Origin of the sequence: Cellulosimicrobium cellulans (assembly GCF_024124905.1) — a bacterium.
GTDB classification, from domain to species: Bacteria; Actinomycetota; Actinomycetes; order Actinomycetales; family Cellulomonadaceae; genus Cellulosimicrobium; species Cellulosimicrobium cellulans_G.
Map to the genome: position 1 here is coordinate 373,624 of NZ_JAMXST010000004.1, position 15,547 is coordinate 389,170.

Annotated in this window: 11 protein-coding genes; 2 read left to right on the top strand and 9 right to left on the bottom strand. The window is 75.6% G+C overall.

All coding sequences use genetic code 11. From position 1 onward, the window contains the following. Window position 1: 1 nt before the first annotated feature. The 7 genes from NHH00_RS13870 to NHH00_RS13900 all read right to left on the bottom strand — a co-directional run bounded on the left by NHH00_RS13870 (window position 2) and on the right by NHH00_RS13900 (window position 8,287). The gene (locus tag NHH00_RS13870) at window positions 2-1,198 is read right to left on the bottom strand and encodes a DNA glycosylase AlkZ-like family protein (protein WP_253053091.1); all 1,197 of its coding nucleotides are present in this window, start codon (window positions 1,196-1,198) and stop codon (window positions 2-4) included. Window positions 1,199-1,277: 79 nt separating this feature from the next. Next, window positions 1,278-2,294 (bottom strand): LacI family DNA-binding transcriptional regulator, encoded by a 1,017-nt coding sequence (locus tag NHH00_RS13875; protein ID WP_141389217.1) that lies wholly within the window; start codon window positions 2,292-2,294, stop codon window positions 1,278-1,280. Window positions 2,295-2,349: 55 nt separating this feature from the next. Beyond that, window positions 2,350-3,885, bottom strand: coding sequence for a glycoside hydrolase family 1 protein (locus tag NHH00_RS13880; RefSeq protein WP_253053093.1), 1,536 nt, complete (start codon window positions 3,883-3,885; stop codon window positions 2,350-2,352). A gap of 139 nt (window positions 3,886-4,024) precedes the next feature. After that, complete coding sequence (locus NHH00_RS13885; RefSeq protein WP_253053095.1) at window positions 4,025-4,945, bottom strand: carbohydrate ABC transporter permease; 921 nt, start codon at window positions 4,943-4,945, stop codon at window positions 4,025-4,027. Next, the gene (locus tag NHH00_RS13890; RefSeq protein ID WP_253053097.1) at window positions 4,942-6,066 is read right to left on the bottom strand and encodes a carbohydrate ABC transporter permease; all 1,125 of its coding nucleotides are present in this window, start codon (window positions 6,064-6,066) and stop codon (window positions 4,942-4,944) included. Before NHH00_RS13890 ends, NHH00_RS13885 begins: the two co-directional genes overlap by 4 nt. Before the next feature lie 123 nt (window positions 6,067-6,189). Continuing rightward, the gene (locus NHH00_RS13895; RefSeq protein WP_253053099.1) at window positions 6,190-7,524 is read right to left on the bottom strand and encodes an ABC transporter substrate-binding protein; all 1,335 of its coding nucleotides are present in this window, start codon (window positions 7,522-7,524) and stop codon (window positions 6,190-6,192) included. A 262-nt stretch (window positions 7,525-7,786) separates the two neighbouring features. Further along, window positions 7,787-8,287: a DUF2505 domain-containing protein gene (locus NHH00_RS13900; protein ID WP_253053101.1), complete on the bottom strand. Its 501-nt coding sequence runs from the start codon at window positions 8,285-8,287 to the stop codon at window positions 7,787-7,789. Between the two features lie 155 nt (window positions 8,288-8,442). Here NHH00_RS13900 and NHH00_RS13905 point away from each other — a divergent pair, with 155 nt between their 5' ends. Continuing rightward, complete coding sequence (locus NHH00_RS13905) at window positions 8,443-9,924, top strand: sensor histidine kinase (protein ID WP_253053699.1); 1,482 nt, start codon at window positions 8,443-8,445, stop codon at window positions 9,922-9,924. Between the two features lie 181 nt (window positions 9,925-10,105). Here the strand turns inward: NHH00_RS13905 and NHH00_RS13910 are convergent, their stop codons facing one another. After that, window positions 10,106-10,354, bottom strand: a complete 249-nt coding sequence (locus NHH00_RS13910; RefSeq protein WP_021481972.1) for a WhiB family transcriptional regulator — start codon at window positions 10,352-10,354, stop codon at window positions 10,106-10,108. 237 nt (window positions 10,355-10,591) lie between these two features. Between NHH00_RS13910 and NHH00_RS13915 the strand changes: the two genes are divergently transcribed. Then, on the top strand, window positions 10,592-11,053 hold the full coding sequence (locus NHH00_RS13915; protein WP_253053103.1) for a hypothetical protein: 462 nt from the start codon (window positions 10,592-10,594) through the stop codon (window positions 11,051-11,053). Window positions 11,054-11,067: 14 nt separating this feature from the next. Here NHH00_RS13915 and NHH00_RS21120 read toward each other — a convergent pair whose 3' ends face one another. After that, window positions 11,068-15,480 carry an FtsK/SpoIIIE domain-containing protein gene (locus NHH00_RS21120; RefSeq protein WP_253053105.1) on the bottom strand — a complete coding sequence of 1,471 codons (4,413 nt, stop codon included), beginning with the start codon at window positions 15,478-15,480 and terminating at the stop codon, window positions 11,068-11,070. Window positions 15,481-15,547 lie beyond the last annotated feature (67 nt).

Below are 15,547 nucleotides of genomic sequence, written 5' to 3' on the forward strand. Positions count from 1 at the left end.
TCTACGCCGACGAGACGGTGACGGAGGCCGCGTCGCGGAACGCGCGCAGGCGCTCCGCCTGCTCGGCCACGGCGTCGGTGAGCCCGGCGTCCCACGGGACCCAGGGGTCGGTGAGGACCGAGAGCCGTCGCCCCGACGCGCGGGGCCGCCAGGTCCCGACGACCTCGCCGCCGGCGAGCACGGCTCCGGGCCGGCCGAGGACACGCCACAGGTCCTTGGCGCGGGCCGCGTCCGGGACGAGCGTCGGGCGGTCGCGGAGCTGGAGGTACAGGTCGTACGGCCCCACGAGCCGGACGACGGGAGCGCCGTCCCCGGGCTGGGCGTCGCGGACGCGCGCCGTGGCGCCCGCGAGGTGCTCGACGTCGTCGGCCAGGACCCAGCGCTCGACCGGGCGCGCGCCCGGGTCCGCGTCGGCGACCTCGACGCGCACCGCGTCGTCGGGCCAGTGGGCGCGGACGTCCTTGACCGGCGCCTCGAGGAACCCGGCGACTTCCTGGACGCTCGCGGCGGGGAAGAAGCGCAGGTACCCGCGCACGACGTCGAGGCGCGGCACCGCCTCGGCCCCGAGCCGTCCGTACAGCGACGGCTCGAGGTCGGGGACCCGTCGCAGGACCGGCGGCGACGTGCCGGGCTCGAGCTCGAGCCCGGCCTGGAGCGCGGCGAGCCGGAACGTCTGCTCGTAGCTGTGGGTCGCGCCGCACGACCGGCACCAGCGCAGGTGCGGCTCCGGGAGGTGCTGCGTCAGCCGCGTCGACAGGTCGCCCTTGACCGTGGGCTCGACGACCAGCTCGCGCTCCCACCGCGCCTCGGTGCGCAGCGCGTCGAGCACGGCGACGCCCGCCGCGCGCAGCGGCGCGCTCGCGTCGAAGACCCGCTTGGCGGCGTCGGCCTCCGAGAGCGGGGCGGTGGCGACCGCGACGTCGGCGAGGTCGGCGCGACGGTAGACGTGCGGGGCGCCGCGCAGGGTCCAGGCGAGAGCAAGGGTCGGCGGCAGGCTGCCCGGCCGCACGCCCGGGACGCCGCGCACCGCGAGGGCCCAGGCCGCGCCGTCGGGCCCGGTGTCCTGCACCCCCAGGTCGAGCACCGCGACCTCGTCGGGCGCGGCGGCCGTGCCCGGTGCCCGGTCGAGCTGCTGGGCGTGCCAGCGTGCCGCGAGGACGTCCGCGCGGAGGAGCGTCATGACAGGTCGTGAGGTCACGGGCCCAGGCTACGAGCGACCACCCACCCGGCGGCCGGGCCGCCGCGGCACCCGACGCACGCGCCGCCGCCCGACCGCGTCAGACCGAGTCGCGCTCGACGAGCTCGGGAGAGAGGACCTGCGACGCGATCTCGTCCCCACGCCCGCCGACGAGGTCGAGCAGGAGGTCGGTCGCACCGCGGACCATCTCGACCATGGGGTTCTGGACCGTGGTGAGGGGCGGGACCGTCGAGGCCGCGGTCGCGAGGTTGTCGAACCCGACGACGGACACGTCGCGCGGCACGTCGCGCCCGTGCGCCGCGAGGACGCGCAGCGCACCCTCCGCCATGAGGTCCGAGGCGACGAACAGCCCGTCGACGTCGGGGTGCGCGGCGAGGATGCGCTCCATCGCGGCGGCCCCGCCCGCGACGGCGAAGTCGCCGATCTCGACCGCGTCGTCGGGCAGGCCGGCGCCCTGCAGCACCTCGCGCCAGCCCGTGAGCCGGTCGACGCCGGCGGTCATGTCCTGCGGTCCCGCGATCGTCGCGATGCGGCGGCGGCCCGCCTCGACGAGCCGGCGCGCCGCGAGGCGGCCGCCCTCGACGTTGTCGACGTCGACGTAGAGGAGGTCGGGCGTCGGGCGGAACGGCCGCCCGACGAACACCGCGGGCAGCCGGGCCGCGAGCAACGCCTCCTCGAGCTCGTCGTCGCGGTGGTGCGACGCGACGATCGCGCCGTCCACGTGCCCGCTGCTCAGGTACCGCACGATGCGGCCCGGCTGCTCGTCGGGCCGCGCGAAGAGCAGGACGAGCTGCAGGTCCGTGCCGCCGAGCGCCGCGCTCACGCCGCGCATCGTGCCCGCGAGGAACGGGTCGGTGAGGATGCGCTCGTCCGGCTCGGGGACCACGAGGGCGATCGAGTCGGTGCGGCGCGTCACGAGGGAGCGGGCGGCGCGGTTGGGCGTGTAGCCGAGCTGGGCGACGGCGGCGTCGACCGCCGCCTGGGCCTCGGGCGACACGCGCAGGCCGCCGTTGATCGCGCGCGACGCGGTCGAGCGCGAGACGCCCGCCGTCTGGGCCACCTCGTCCAGGGTCGGCGCGGAGCGCAGGCTGTTCATCAGGACAGTATCCCGCGCGCGCCCGGCCGACCGCACCGCCCCGCTCACCGTGTCGTCACTCCCCGACGGTGGCGTCCGCGGCGGACGCGCCGCGCGCGGGCACCGCGTTGTCGCGCGCGACCTGCGCGTACCACGCGCCGCTCGCCTTCACCGTGCGCTCCTGCGTCTCGTAGTCGACGCGGACGATGCCGAACCGCTTGGTGTAGCCGAGCGCCCACTCGAAGTTGTCGAGGAGCGACCACGCGAAGTACCCGCGCACGTCCGCGCCGGCGTCGATCGCGTCGCGCGTGGCGCGCAGGTGCGCGTCGATGAACTCGAGCCGGTCCTGGTCGTCCACGGAGCCGTCCTCTCCGACCTGGTCGGGGTAGGCCGCGCCGTTCTCCGTGATGTACATCGCCACGCCGCGCGGGCCGGTGAAGTCCCGCTGCAGGCGCGTGAGCAGGCGCGTCAGCCCCTCGGGCTGCACCTCCCAGCCCATGTCCGTGCGGGGCAGCCCGCGCGAGCGGTCGTGCGCGTCGTCGGCGGCGGGGAACGGGGACGACGTCGCGCGGACCGGCGCGTCGTCCGCGGGCTCGTCGCGCACGCCCTCGGGGCGCGTCCCGCCGCCGGACTCGGCCGCGGGCAGCGGGTGCCCCGAGACCGCGCCGCCGTTGTAGTAGTTGACCCCGAGCGTGTCGATCGGGGTCGAGATGATCTCGAGGTCGCCGTCCTTGACGTGGTCGAGCAGCCCGTAGGGCGCGACGTCCTCCAGGACGTCCGCGGGGTACTCGCCGTGGAAGACGGGGTCGAGGAAGATCCGGTTGAACTGCCCGTCGATGCGGCGCGCGGCGTCGACGTCGGCCGGGTCCTGCGGGTCGACCGGGTCGGAGACCGTGAAGTTCAGGGTCAGGCCGAGGTTCGCCTCGGGCGCGCGCTCGCGCAGCGCCTGGACGGCGAGACCGTGGCCGAGCAGCAGGTGGTGCGCCGCGGCGAGGCCGTCCTCGCGCGACTGACGACCGGGCGCGTGCACGCCCGCGGTGTACCCGAGGAACGCCGAGCACCACGGCTCGTTGAGCGTCGTCCACACGCCCACGCGGTCGCCCAGCGCCTCGTGCATCGTCACCGCGTACTCGGCGAAGAGGTACGCCGTGTCGCGCGACGTCCAGCCGCCCTTCTCCTCGAGCGCCTGCGGCAGGTCCCAGTGGTAGAGCGTGAGCCACGGCAGGATGTCCGCGCCGAGCAGCTCGTCCACGAGGCGGTCGTAGAACGCCAGCCCGGCCGGGTTGACGGCGCCCCCGTCGGGACGCACGCGGGCCCACGAGGTCGAGAACCGGTAGGTGCCGAGGTTGAGGTCGCGCATGAGCGCGACGTCCTCGCGGTACCGGTGGTAGTGGTCGCACGCGACCATGCCGTCGTCGCCGTTCACGACGGCGCCCGGGACGCGGGCGAACGCGTCCCACACGGAGTCCGTCCGACCGTCCGTGTGCCCGGCGCCCTCGATCTGGAACGCGGCGGTCGCGGCGCCCCAGAGGAAGCCCGGGGGCATCTCGACGCGCCCGGTCGCGGTCGCCGGGTTCGGGAGGAGGGGCGCGGACGGGACGAAGCTGGTCATGGGTCGATTGTCCTTCGAGAGGTCGAGGAGTGGCACGCGGGAGGGCCGGTGGGCTGCCCGCGCGACGGTCGGCCGCACGGCCGGTCGCGCGCCACGCCGAGGTGGCGCGCGACCGGGTGCCGCGCGGTGGCGCCGGGCGTCAGCCCTTGACGGCGCCCTGCATGATGCCCGCCACGAGCTGGCGGCCGGTGAAGATGAAGATGACGATCAGTGGCAGGGTCACGAGGAAGATCCCCGCCATCACGAGCGAGTAGTCGACGAAGAAGTTCGCCTGGAGGGACCGCACCACCAGCGGCAGCGTCGGGTTGTTCTGGTTGAGCACGATCGACGGCCAGAAGAAGTTCGTCCACTGCTGCACGAACGTGAACAGGCCGAGCATCGCGGCGGCGGGTCGCGCCGCGGGGAGCGCGATCGACCAGAACGTGCGGAACATCGACGCGCCGTCGACGCGGGCCGCCTCGATGAGCTCGTACGGCAGCGCCTCGCCCAGGTACTGCGTCATCCAGAAGACGCCGAACGCGGTGACGAGCGCCGGCACGATGACGGCCTGGAGCTTGCCGATCCAGCCGAGGTCCGACATGAGGATGTACATCGGGATGACGCCGAGCTGCGTCGGGACCGCCATCGTCGCGATGACGAACACGAGCAGCGGCCCCCGCCCGCGGAACCGGAGCTTGGCGAACGAGAAGCCCGCGAGCGTCGAGAAGAGCACGACGGACAGCGACGTGAGCACCGCGACGACCACCGAGTTCCAGGCGGCCTTCCAGAAGTTGATCGCGTCCGAGTTCATGACCTCGGCGAACCGGTCGAACAGGCTCGCGTCCGGGAGGAGCTGGGGCAGCGCGCTGCGCGAGATCTCCTCCGGCGTGGAGGAGCCCAGGATCAGCGTGAAGTACAGCGGGAAGATCGAGACGAGCAGGACGACCCCGAGGATCGTGTACGTGACCCACCGGGGGCGGCGCTGGGTGCCGCCGACGTTCTTCCCGGCGCGGCGGCGTCGGGCGGCCGCGCGGGCCGCACCCGGCCCGGCGGTCTGGGCGATGACGGGGACGGAGCTCATCGCTTCCTCCGGTCGGTCGTGCTGGCGGCGGTCGTGTCGGCATCCGTGTCACCCGTGCTCGAGCGCTGCGCCGACATGGCGCGCTCGGCGCGCAGGCGCTTCTGGGTCTCGCGGCGACGACGGACCCACCGCGGCGGTCGTGGTTGGGCGTTCGACGTCGCGATCCGTCGGGTGACGAGGAAGTTGACGATCCCGACGAGGATGATGAGGAGGAACAGCAGCCAGGCGACGGCGGCCGCGCGGCCGAAGTTCTTCTGGTTGCCCCAGGCGACGTCGTAGAGGTAGAGCACGGTCGTCATCCACTGGCGGTCGGCGCCGCCGAGGCCCTGCGCGTCGAACATGCGCGGCTCGTCGAAGATCTGCAGGCCGCCGATCGTCGACGTGATGACGACGAAGATGATCGTCGCGCGGATCTGCGGGACGGTCACGGAGAAGAACTGGCGCACGCGACCGGCGCCGTCGATGATCGCGGCCTCGTAGAGCTCGCGCGGCACGGCCTGCATCGCGGCGAGGAAGATCAGCGCGTTGTAGCCGGTCCAGCGGAAGTTCACCATCGACGCGATGGCGACATGGCTCGCGAGCGCGTCCGCGTGCCAGCGGATCGGCTCGATGCCGACGACCCCGAGGAGCTCGTTGATGAGGCCGTACTGGTCGGCGAAGAGGCGGCCGAAGATCATCGAGACCGCGACGGGGGCGACGACGTACGGGAGCAGGACCCCCATGCGCCAGAACGTCGCGGCGCGGAGGTTCTGGTCGAGCAGCGCGGCGATCGCGATGGCGGCGACCACCTGCGGCACGGACGACAGGACGAAGATCGAGACGGTGTTGCGCAGCGACTTCCAGAACGTCGGCTGCGCGAGGACGTCCGTGTAGTTCTGGAGGCCGACGAAGTCGCCCTGGCCGCCGAGCAGGTTCCAGTCGTAGACCGACACCACGGCCGTGTACACGAGCGGGAAGAGCCCCGTGATCGCGAACAGGATGAAGAAGGGCGAGATGTAGAGGTAGGGCGAGACCTTGACGTCCCAGCGGCTCAGGCGCTGGGAGAAGCCGACGCGGCGCGGCGTGCGCGGCGTCGGCCCGCTGAGCCCCGGGGAGGGCTGGGTGGGCGAGAGGACGGCCATGTGAGGTTCCTGGGCTGCTGGTGACTGCGGGTGGCGGTCGGGCGGCCGCCGGGGCGGCGGCGCCCGGCGGTGGACGCGAGCGGGGCCGGGGCGGCACCGTGGTGCCGCCCCGGCCCCGTCAGGTCACAGGCCCAGGTCCTGGAAGGACTGGAGCGTCTTCTGCCACGAGGACGCGGCGTCGTCCGTCTTCTCGACGTCCACGCGCTTGATGCCGTCCTGGACGGTCGTGTGGATCGCGAAGTAGTTCGCGCCCTTGAACGGAGCGCTGTCGATCGACGACGCACGGGCGGAGAAGATCGCACCGACCGGCGCGTCGTTGAAGAAGTCGTTGGTCGTCGCCTTGACCTCCTCGGAGTTCGCCACCTCGACCTGCGAGGGGAACGTGCCGGCGTTCGAGTACGCGATCGCCTGCTGCTCGGGGGCGGTCAGCCACGCGGCGAGCTCCTTGGCCGCCTCGGCGTTCGGGCCGGAGGCCGGGACGGTGAGGAACGAGCCACCCCAGTTGAGGCCGCCGCCGGGGAAGACGTCCGCGACGTTCCAGCCGGTGACGCCGCCCGCGCGCTCCTCGATCGGACCCGTCATCCACGACGGGCAGATCATCGTCGCGAAGCCGTCGTTCTGGAACGCGGCGTTCCAGTCGTCGGTCCACTGCTCGAGGCCCGCGGAGAGCTCGTTGGTCGTGGACTGCTCGACGACCGTGTTGTAGATGTCGATGATCGGCTGGTTCGTCGCGAGGTCCTTGGGCGTGCCGTCGGACTCCTCGTAGGCGTTGTCGATCTGGTTGACCATGCCCTGCGAGATCGACATGGCCGAGTCGTACCAGGCCGCGTCGCTCGCGGCGACGAAGGTCTTGCCCGCCGCGAAGTAGTCGTCCCAGGTCGCGTCCGCGCCGCCGAGGAGCTCCGCCACCTCGGCGGGATCGGTCGGCAGGCCCGCGGCCTCGAAGAGGTCCTGGCGGTAGCAGATCGCGCTCGGGCCGATGTCGGTGCCGTAGCCGATGAGCTTGCCGTCCGGCGTCGTGGCCTGCTGGACCTTCCAGTCCAGCCAGCGGCCGTCGAGCTCGGGGTCGGCCAGGTCGGTGAAGAGGTCGGGGTACTGCACGAGCTCGGGGATCCAGTCGACCTCGATGGCCTCGATGTCCGCCAGGCCCTCGCCGCCGGCGGCGAGCTTGGTGGTGAGGTTGGTGCGCGCGTCCTCGGACTTCGCGGCCTTGGTCTGCTTGACCGTGACGTTCGGGTGCGACTCCGAGTACGCCGCGAGGAGCTCGTCGCTGTAGCCGAAGTCGTTGAACGTGGCCACGGTGAGGGTGATCTTCTCGCCGTCGCCGGAGCCCGTCTCGTCGTCGTTCGAGCCGGAGCCGCTCGAGCACGCGGTCAGGGTGAGGGTGATGGCCGCGAGGCCTGCGACGGCGGTAATCGCCTTGCGGGGCCGGCGGGTCGTACGGGTGCTGCTCAGCACGGTGACTCCCTTGTCGGTGGGGCGGGGTCGTGGCAGCGCTCCCACCTCCAAGTGGTAGCGCTTCCACACAACGGCCTGATCGTGCTTTCCCCGCGGAACCCGTGTCAAGCGCCGGAAGGTCGTGACGCAGTGTGGTCGCGCTCCCACTCACGCATCGTCGCAGGTCAGGGCGTTCTCGTGACCTACCGATCGGCCGGGTTCGGGGGAAATCGTTACCGGTTCGAGACCGGCTCCGCCGGCGCGTGCGAGTCCGCGAGCGCCCTCAGCGGGCGAGCCACTCCCGGCCCGCGGCCTCCTCCGCCGCCAGGGCGGCCCGGACGGCCTGCGCGGCGGCCTGCTCGATCGCGCCCCCGAACAGCGGCACCGACGCCTTCACCTCGCCCGCGTAGCGCTCGACGGTTCCCTCGCCGTCCGGGGCGAGGCTCACCGTGCCGGTGAGCCGCACCGGGGCGCCGGTGATCTCGAGCGACACGGTCCCCGACCGCTCGCCGTCGCGCTCCGGCTCCCACGCCTCGGCCTGCCGGATCTCGAGCTGGCCGCCGACGAAGGACCGGACGTGGGCCGGGATCTGGTCGGTGGGCAGGGTGCGGCGGACCGTCACGGTGAAGCCCTCGGCGGCGCTGCCGGTGACGTCGACCTGCTCGACGTGGGCCCCGTCGCCGCCGGAGCGCGCGGCGCGCCAGCGCACGAACTCCTCGTCGGCGAGCATCGCGCCGACCACGGGGACGGCGGCGGGGTAGCGGAGCTCGACGCTCAGGTGCACGGGACCTCCTCGGGCCCTGGGTCGACCTGCCGCCGGCCCGGGCGGGTCGGCCACGGGTCGGTCGCAGGTCGGTCGACGGGTTCGGGCGACCGCGCGCGCGGGCGCTGAGGGGACTCTACCTGTCCGACCCCTCTACGCTGGGGTCCGTGTCTGCCATGAGTGACCTCATCTCCCGCCACGCCGACCTCAGCCCGGCGGACAACGAGTGGTTGCACCTGCTCGTGGGCGACTGGCAGGTGATCTCCGACCTCGCGTTCGCCGACCTCGTGCTCTGGCTGCCCACGACCGACGGCAACTTCGTCGCGGTCTCGCAGTGCCGCCCGTCGACCGGCGCGACCGTCCACTACGACGACATCGTCGGCTCGTTCGCGCCGGAGGGTCAGCGACCGCAGCTCGAGCGCGCGCTCACCGAGGTGCGCTCGCAGCGCTCGCGCGAGCCGCGCTGGTTCGGCGCGTACGCCGTGCGCGAGGAGGCCATCCCGGTCGTGCACGACGGTCGCGCGATCGCCGTCGTCGCGCGGCAGACCAACCTCGGCAGCGGGCGCACGCCCAGCCGCCTCGAGCTCAACTACGTCGAGGCCGCGGACGATCTCGTCGCGATGATCTCGCGCGGCGAGTTCCCCTTCCCGAACGCCGCGACCGGCCCGCGCCGGGGTGCCCCGCGCGTCGGCGACGGCCTCATCCGGCTGAACTCCGAGGGCGAGGTCCTCTACGCCAGCCCCAACGCGCTGAGCTGCTTCCACCGCCTGGGCGTCATCGGCCCGCTCGTCGGGCGGTCGCTCGCCGAGGTGACGGCCGACCTCATCGAGCACCAGACCCCCGTCGACGAGTCGCTGCCGCTCGTGGTCATGGGCCGGGCGCCGTGGCGCACGGAGATCGAGGCGCAGCGCGTCGCCCTGTCGCTGCGCGCGCTGCCGCTCACCGAGTCGGGCCAGCGCATCGGCGCCGTCCTGCTGTGCCGCGACGTGTCGGAGCTGCGCCGCCGGGAACGCGAGCTCATCACCAAGGACGCGACGATCCGCGAGATCCACCACCGCGTGAAGAACAACCTCCAGACCGTCGCGGCGCTCCTGCGGCTGCAGGCCCGGCGCATGGACGTGCCCGAGGCCCGTGCCGCGCTCGAGGAGGCCATGCGCCGCGTCGCGACGATCGCGCTCGTGCACGAGAGCCTGTCGCAGACGCTCGACGAGGAGGTCGAGTTCGACGACATGGTGGGCCGGGCCCTGCGCCTCGCCGCCGACGTCGCGTCCGCGGACACGAGCGTGCGCACGGTCCGGACCGGGAGCTTCGGCCTCGTGCCCGCGGAGGACGCGACGCCGCTCGCGCTCATCCTCACTGAGCTCGTCACCAACGCCGTCGAGCACGGGCTCGCGAAGCAGGACACGGGGACCGTCGAGGTCGCGGTCGAGCGCGAGGGCTCGGCCCTGCGCATCGTGGTCGCGGACGACGGCGTCGGCATGCCCGACGGCGACGTCGCCCGGGCGGGCAAGGCCGCGAAGAGCGGGCTGGGCACGCAGATCGTGCGCACGCTCGTGACGAACGAGCTCGGCGGCACCATCGAGTGGTCGCCGCGTCCCGGCGGGGGCACGCAAGTCGTGCTCGCCCTCGTCCTGCGCGACGGCAACCGCCAGGCCTGAACGCGCGCGTCCCGGCGGGACCGCCTGGCGCGACCGCCTGGTGGGCCGGCCGGAGGGACGGCCCGGTGGCGCCGCGTGGCGCGACCGCCCGGTACGACGACGGGCCGTCACCCCGGAGGGTGACGGCCCGTCGTCGACCTGCTGCTCGACGCCCGTGGCGGGCGGAGCGCGGTGGAGCGTGTCAGCCGGCGCGGCGCGCGCGGGCGGTGCGACGCTTGAGGGCGCGGCGCTCGTCCTCGGAGAGGCCGCCCCAGACCCCGGCGTCCTGCCCGGACTCGATGGCCCACTTGAGGCACGTGTCGACGACGTCGCAGCGGCGGCACACGGCCTTCGCCTCCTCGATCTGGAGGAGCGCGGGGCCCGTGTTGCCGATCGGGAAGAAGAGCTCGGGGTCTTCGTCGAGGCAGGCTGCGCGGTGGCGCCAGTCCATGGTCGTCGTCTCCTTGGCAGAGGGGAGCCTGGTCGCGAGGTGATGACTCGTCGCGGTGATGCCCGGCAGGGGGCTGCCTGGACCAGGGCTCGAGGCGGGGGGTGATTGATGCTTGAACCAGGTTCACACCTCGTGAAGCGCAGCACAAGGGGTTACGAGAAAGTTTCCGTCGCATGAATCGTGAGGTCTTCGTCACACGGGTGTGAAGCCGCAGGTCGGCGCGTACGCTGGGTGATCGTGCCTCCCCGCAAGCCCTCCGGACACTCGCCCGAGCAGCCCCCGACGACGCCCGACCCGGCGCCCGACGGCGGGGTGCGGCCCCCGGCGCTGACCGCGCTCCTCGTCGGGGTCGGGATCGAGGTCGCGGTCCTCGTCGTCGGCGCCGTCCTCCTCCTCGTGGAGCTCGCGCGCGGCGGGTCGCAGTCGTTCGGGGTGAGCGTGTTCCTCGTCGTCTTCGCGCTGGGCGTCGCCGCGGTCCTCGCCGCGAGCATGCGCGGCCTGCTGCGGGGGCAGCGCTGGGCGCGGTCGCCCGTCGCGACGTGGCAGATCCTGCAGGGAGTCGTCGCGATCAGCTCGCTCCAGGTCGGCGTGACGCCGTGGGTCGTCGCGGCGCTCGTGCTCGCGGTCGTGGTCCTGGTCATGCTCATGCTGCGTCCGGTCGTCGAGGCGACGACCCGCGACTCCCGGGCCGCGGCCTGACCCCTCCCGGCGCGTCACGACCGAGGCTCCGACGGCTCGTCCCCGCCCGCCTCTGAGCGTCGAGCGCCCGCCGGGGGCAGCGCGAGCTGCACCGGCGCGAGCCGGGCGCCCTGGACGAGCACCCCGCGCCCGGGCCGCGGCCGCCCCGGCTCGGCGAGCCACTCCAGGCCGCGGCCGAACACCTCGGCGCTGCCGCGCTCGGCCGGCGCCAGCACGATGCCGGCGCGCACGCCGCGCAGGTCCGCGAGCGGACCGCGCAGCGCCGACGCCGCCCCGCCGGTCGTCGCGGACGCGACGAGCACGAGGCCGTCCCGGCACGCCGCCGCGAGCCGCTCGCCCTCGACCACGCAGAGCTGGGCGAGGACGTCCAGGTCGTCGACCACGACCACCCCGGGCGGTCCCGGCAGCTCGCCCGTGCGCTCCCACGGGGTCCTGCGGGTGCCCTCGCGCGTGCCGGCGGTGACGGCGTCGAGGAGCGCACCCACGTCGGCAGGCGCGTAGCGCCGCACGACGGTCGTGCTGGTGCCGGCCTCCGCCGCGAGCGTGTCGTCGCGCGCGACGACCGCCCGGAGGACGCCCTCGCGCGCCAGGTGCCGCGCGAGGAGGGCGAGCGCGCTCGTGCGCCCCGAGCCGGGCGGTCCGACGACGAGCGCTCCCCGCGACACGTCCAGCGTGACGGCGCCGGCGGTGTCGCCGCCCCGGCCCACCGGGACCCGGAGCGTCACGGCCCCGGCCGGGCGTGGTCCGGACGTTGCGGGGCGTGGGGCGGGTGACGCGAGCTCGGCGGTCACGACCCGCTCGGGCACCGGCAGGAGCCGGAACGCGCCCGGCCGCCCCTCTCCGCCCCCAGGACCCGTCCCGGTGCGGCCGGCCGGGGTCGCAGGGCTCCCCGGCGTCGGCCCCGGCGTCGGCCCCGGTGGTCGCTGCGGGGGCAGGGCGACCTGGCACAGGAGCGGCTCGCCGGGCCCGAGCCACACCGCACGCCCCGCCGGACCTCCCCGCCCCGCGAACGGCGACGGCACGCCCAGCGCGACGTCGTCGTGCCGGTCGCGCGACACCATCGCCGCACGCACCGCGACCAGCGACGACAACCCCGCGACCGTCGGGCCGGCGCACCCGACGGCGACGGCGGTGGGGCCGGCGAGCACGTCCGCGAGCGCGTCCGCGCCGGCCCCGCCCGCCGTCCCCGCGAGCACCGACCGGACGGCGTCGGCGTCGTCCACGAGCAGGAGCGTCCTGTCGGCGCCGTCGATCCCCGCGGGGCGCTCCTGCCCGTCGTCGTGACCCGCGAGCAGCCGCAGGAGGCGGGCGAGGCGGCGCGGGTCGCGGCGGTCGACGACCGTCCCGGTCCCGGGGTGGGACGCGAGGTCGGCGAGCCCCTCGCCGACGGCGTGGACCGTCCAGCCGCGCTCGAGGGCCGCCCACCCCACGGTGCGCAGGGCCGTCGTCCGACCCGAGCGCGCGCGGCCCAGCACCGCGAGGTGCCCGTCGCGCGGGTCCCACCGGACGACCGTCCGGCGCTGGAGGTCCGGCGCGTCGCCGAGCGCGACGGGGAGCGTCGTGCTCTCGGTGCGCGCCGCACCGTCCACGAGGTCGGCTCGTCCGCCACCCCGGTGCGCCGGGTCGTCGGGGAGCCCGCCCGGCCCGAGGGCTGCGTCGTGAGCCGCCGCCGCGGCCGTGCGTGCGACGTCGGCGAGGTCGTCCTGCGCGACCCGGTCCGGCAGGGCGGGCAGCCACGGCGGCGGCGCCGGGCGCAGGCCGGCGCGCTCCGCGACGTCGCGGGCCGCGGTGACGATCCGGGAAAGCCGGTCGTCCCGGGCTCGGGGCGCTCCTGCGTCGGGAGCGTCGTCGTCGGCCCGGGAGGTGCGACGGGGGAGCCTGCGTGCGACGGCCCACGGGGGAGCAGCGCGGGCACCCGACGCCGGGACGGGAGACGGCGCCCCGGCGCGGGCGCACTGCACCGCGAGCGGCGGTTCAGCGCCCCGGCGCAGGACGAGCCGCCCCGGCACCGAGGCCGGGACGAGCGCCGCGAGCGGCGACTCGACGACGTCGCGCGAGTCCGCGACGTCGACCACCCGCAGGGCGAGGCGCAGGGTGATGTTGGCCCGCACGTCCGGGCTCACCGCCCCGGCGGGCCGCTGCGTCGCGAGCACCAGGTGCACGCCGAGCGAGCGGCCCTGGGCCGCGACCCGCAGCAGGCCGGGCAGCAGGTCGGGCAGGTCGTCGGCGAGCGCGCGGAACTCGTCCACCACGACGACGAGCCGCGGCAGCCGGCCCCGGGGCAGCTCGTCGACGCTCGTCGCCCCCGCGGCCGCGAGCACGCGCTCGCGCCGGTGCAGCTCCGCCCGCAGCCCGGCGAGCGCGCGCCCGGCGAGCCCCGGGTCCAGGTCGGTGACCGTGCCCACGACGTGGGGCAGCCGGCCGCACGCCCCGAAGCTCGCGCCGCCCTTGAAGTCGACGAGCGCGAACGACAGCTCCTCCGGAGAACGGCCGAGCGCGAGCCCCGCGACGAGGGTCTGCAGGAGCTCCGACTTGCCGGCGCCCGTCGTCCCGGCGACGAGCACGTGCGGGCCGTCGCGGACGAGGTCCACCGTCGCCGGTGCGCCCCCGGGCCCGACCCCGAGCACCGTGCACAGCCCGGAGCCGTCGCGTCGCGTCGCGTCCCGCCAGCGTGCGCCGACCCACGCGGCGAGGTCGTTCGGCGCGTCCGGCAGGCCGAGGAGGTGTCCGAGCGAGACGTCCGGCGGCAGCGAGGGCGCCGTCGGGTCGCCGGGCTCGTGACCGTCCGGGTCGGTGCCGACGAGCCGGCCGAGGTGGTCCGCCGCCGCGAGCCGTCGGGCGAGGGCGCAGGCCCACTCCGCGCTCGCACCGACGTGCTCGCGCACGGTGCGCGCGTCGTCGGGGCCGGCGACGACGGCGGTCGGGCCGGAGACGTCCACGACCGTCCGGCACCACGCCGGGACGCGCGCCGCGTCGTCCAGCACGAGGAGCACGTCGATCGCAGCAGGCGCGAGCCGTTCCCAGGCTCGTGAGAGCTCGCCCGCGGTGGGGGCGCCGTCGACGACGAGGACGGACGCCGCACCGGGCTCCGGCCGTGCGTCGTCCAGGGACCTGACGACGCCGGCGCGCGGGAGCCAGCGGCACCAGGCCCAGTCGGCCGCGGCGTGCGACGGGTGCCGGACCGTCGGCACGGCACCCGTCGTCAGGAGCTCCCCGAGCACGGCCCGTGCCGCGGCGAGCGCGGCGGGGCGCGGGCCCACGACGGCGACGCACCCGTCGGGCAGCCGCACCGGGAGCACCGGGGAGCCCGCGGTGCCGTCGCCCGGCCCGGCGGGGAGCGTGGCCGGAGCGGCGCCGACCACGGGCGGAGCCGTGGCGCGGGCCGGGACGACGGGGGCGATGCGGGCGACCGTCGCCCAGGTGAGCGCGTCCGCGGGCCGCGGTCGCAGCGGGTCGACGGGGGTCGCTGCGAGCGCGCGGCCGGCGTCCGACGTCGGCCGGGCGACGGACGCCGGTCCCGGCGCGCTACCGGGCCGTCGGCCCGCGCGGCGTCGGCGGGCCTCGACGAGGGCGGGGACGAGGAGCGCCAGCGGCCCGGCGAGCGCGAGCAGTGCGTAGAGGGGCTGGCGGAACGCCACGGCGAGGGTGAGCGACGCGACCGCGGGCGCGGCTGCGGCCGCGAGATGGCTCCCGCTCGGTCGGCCCGGCGACGTGTCCCGTGCGGCGGGGTCGGCGGGGCCGGTGCGCGGACCGTGCACGAGATCGGGGCGCGGGCGCAGGGCGTAGCCGCCGCGACGCGTCACGAGCGCGTCGCCCTCGCGCCAGCGGACCTCGCGCCACGACGGGACCCGGCGACCGGCCCGGGCCGGTCGCGCGAGGAGGACGGCCGCGTCGTCGGGGACGCGTCGGGTACCGCGCGGTGCGCGGACGCGGACCCGTGCGCCCCGGCGCGTGCTGCGCCAGCGGACGCGCAGGTCGTCGACCCGGGCCAGGCCGCGACGCGCCTCGTGGCGGCCCACGGGCACCAGGCGACCGGCGTCGGCGCCGCCGAGCACCGCGACGTGCCACGGCGCGGCCAGCACGGCGTCCGGGCGCGCCGCCCCTGCTGGGGTGGCCCCGGCACGACCGCGCGGCGCGAGCGCGACCGTCGCCCCGGGGAGCAGGGGCCGGGTCCCGCAGCGCTGGTCGTCGTCGACGGGGACGCCGTCCACGAGCAGGGCGGCGGTGCGCAGCTCGGGTCGGCACACGAGGTCGGCGAGACCGGCGCGCACGTCGCCCAGGCGCGCCCCCGCAGGGAGCAGGACGTCCGTCGCGGGGTGCACCGTGACGCGGAGCCAGGCCTCGCCCGCGGGTGCGGTACGCGCCGGCGGGGACGGGGACGCGGCGGGATCGAGGGAGCGCGACGGAGGGGCGAGAGCGGGCGGCACCCGGCGAGGGTGCCCGACGGAGCGGCCTCGTGCCCGGGAACGCGCGCGCCCCTGTGGACGGAGGTCC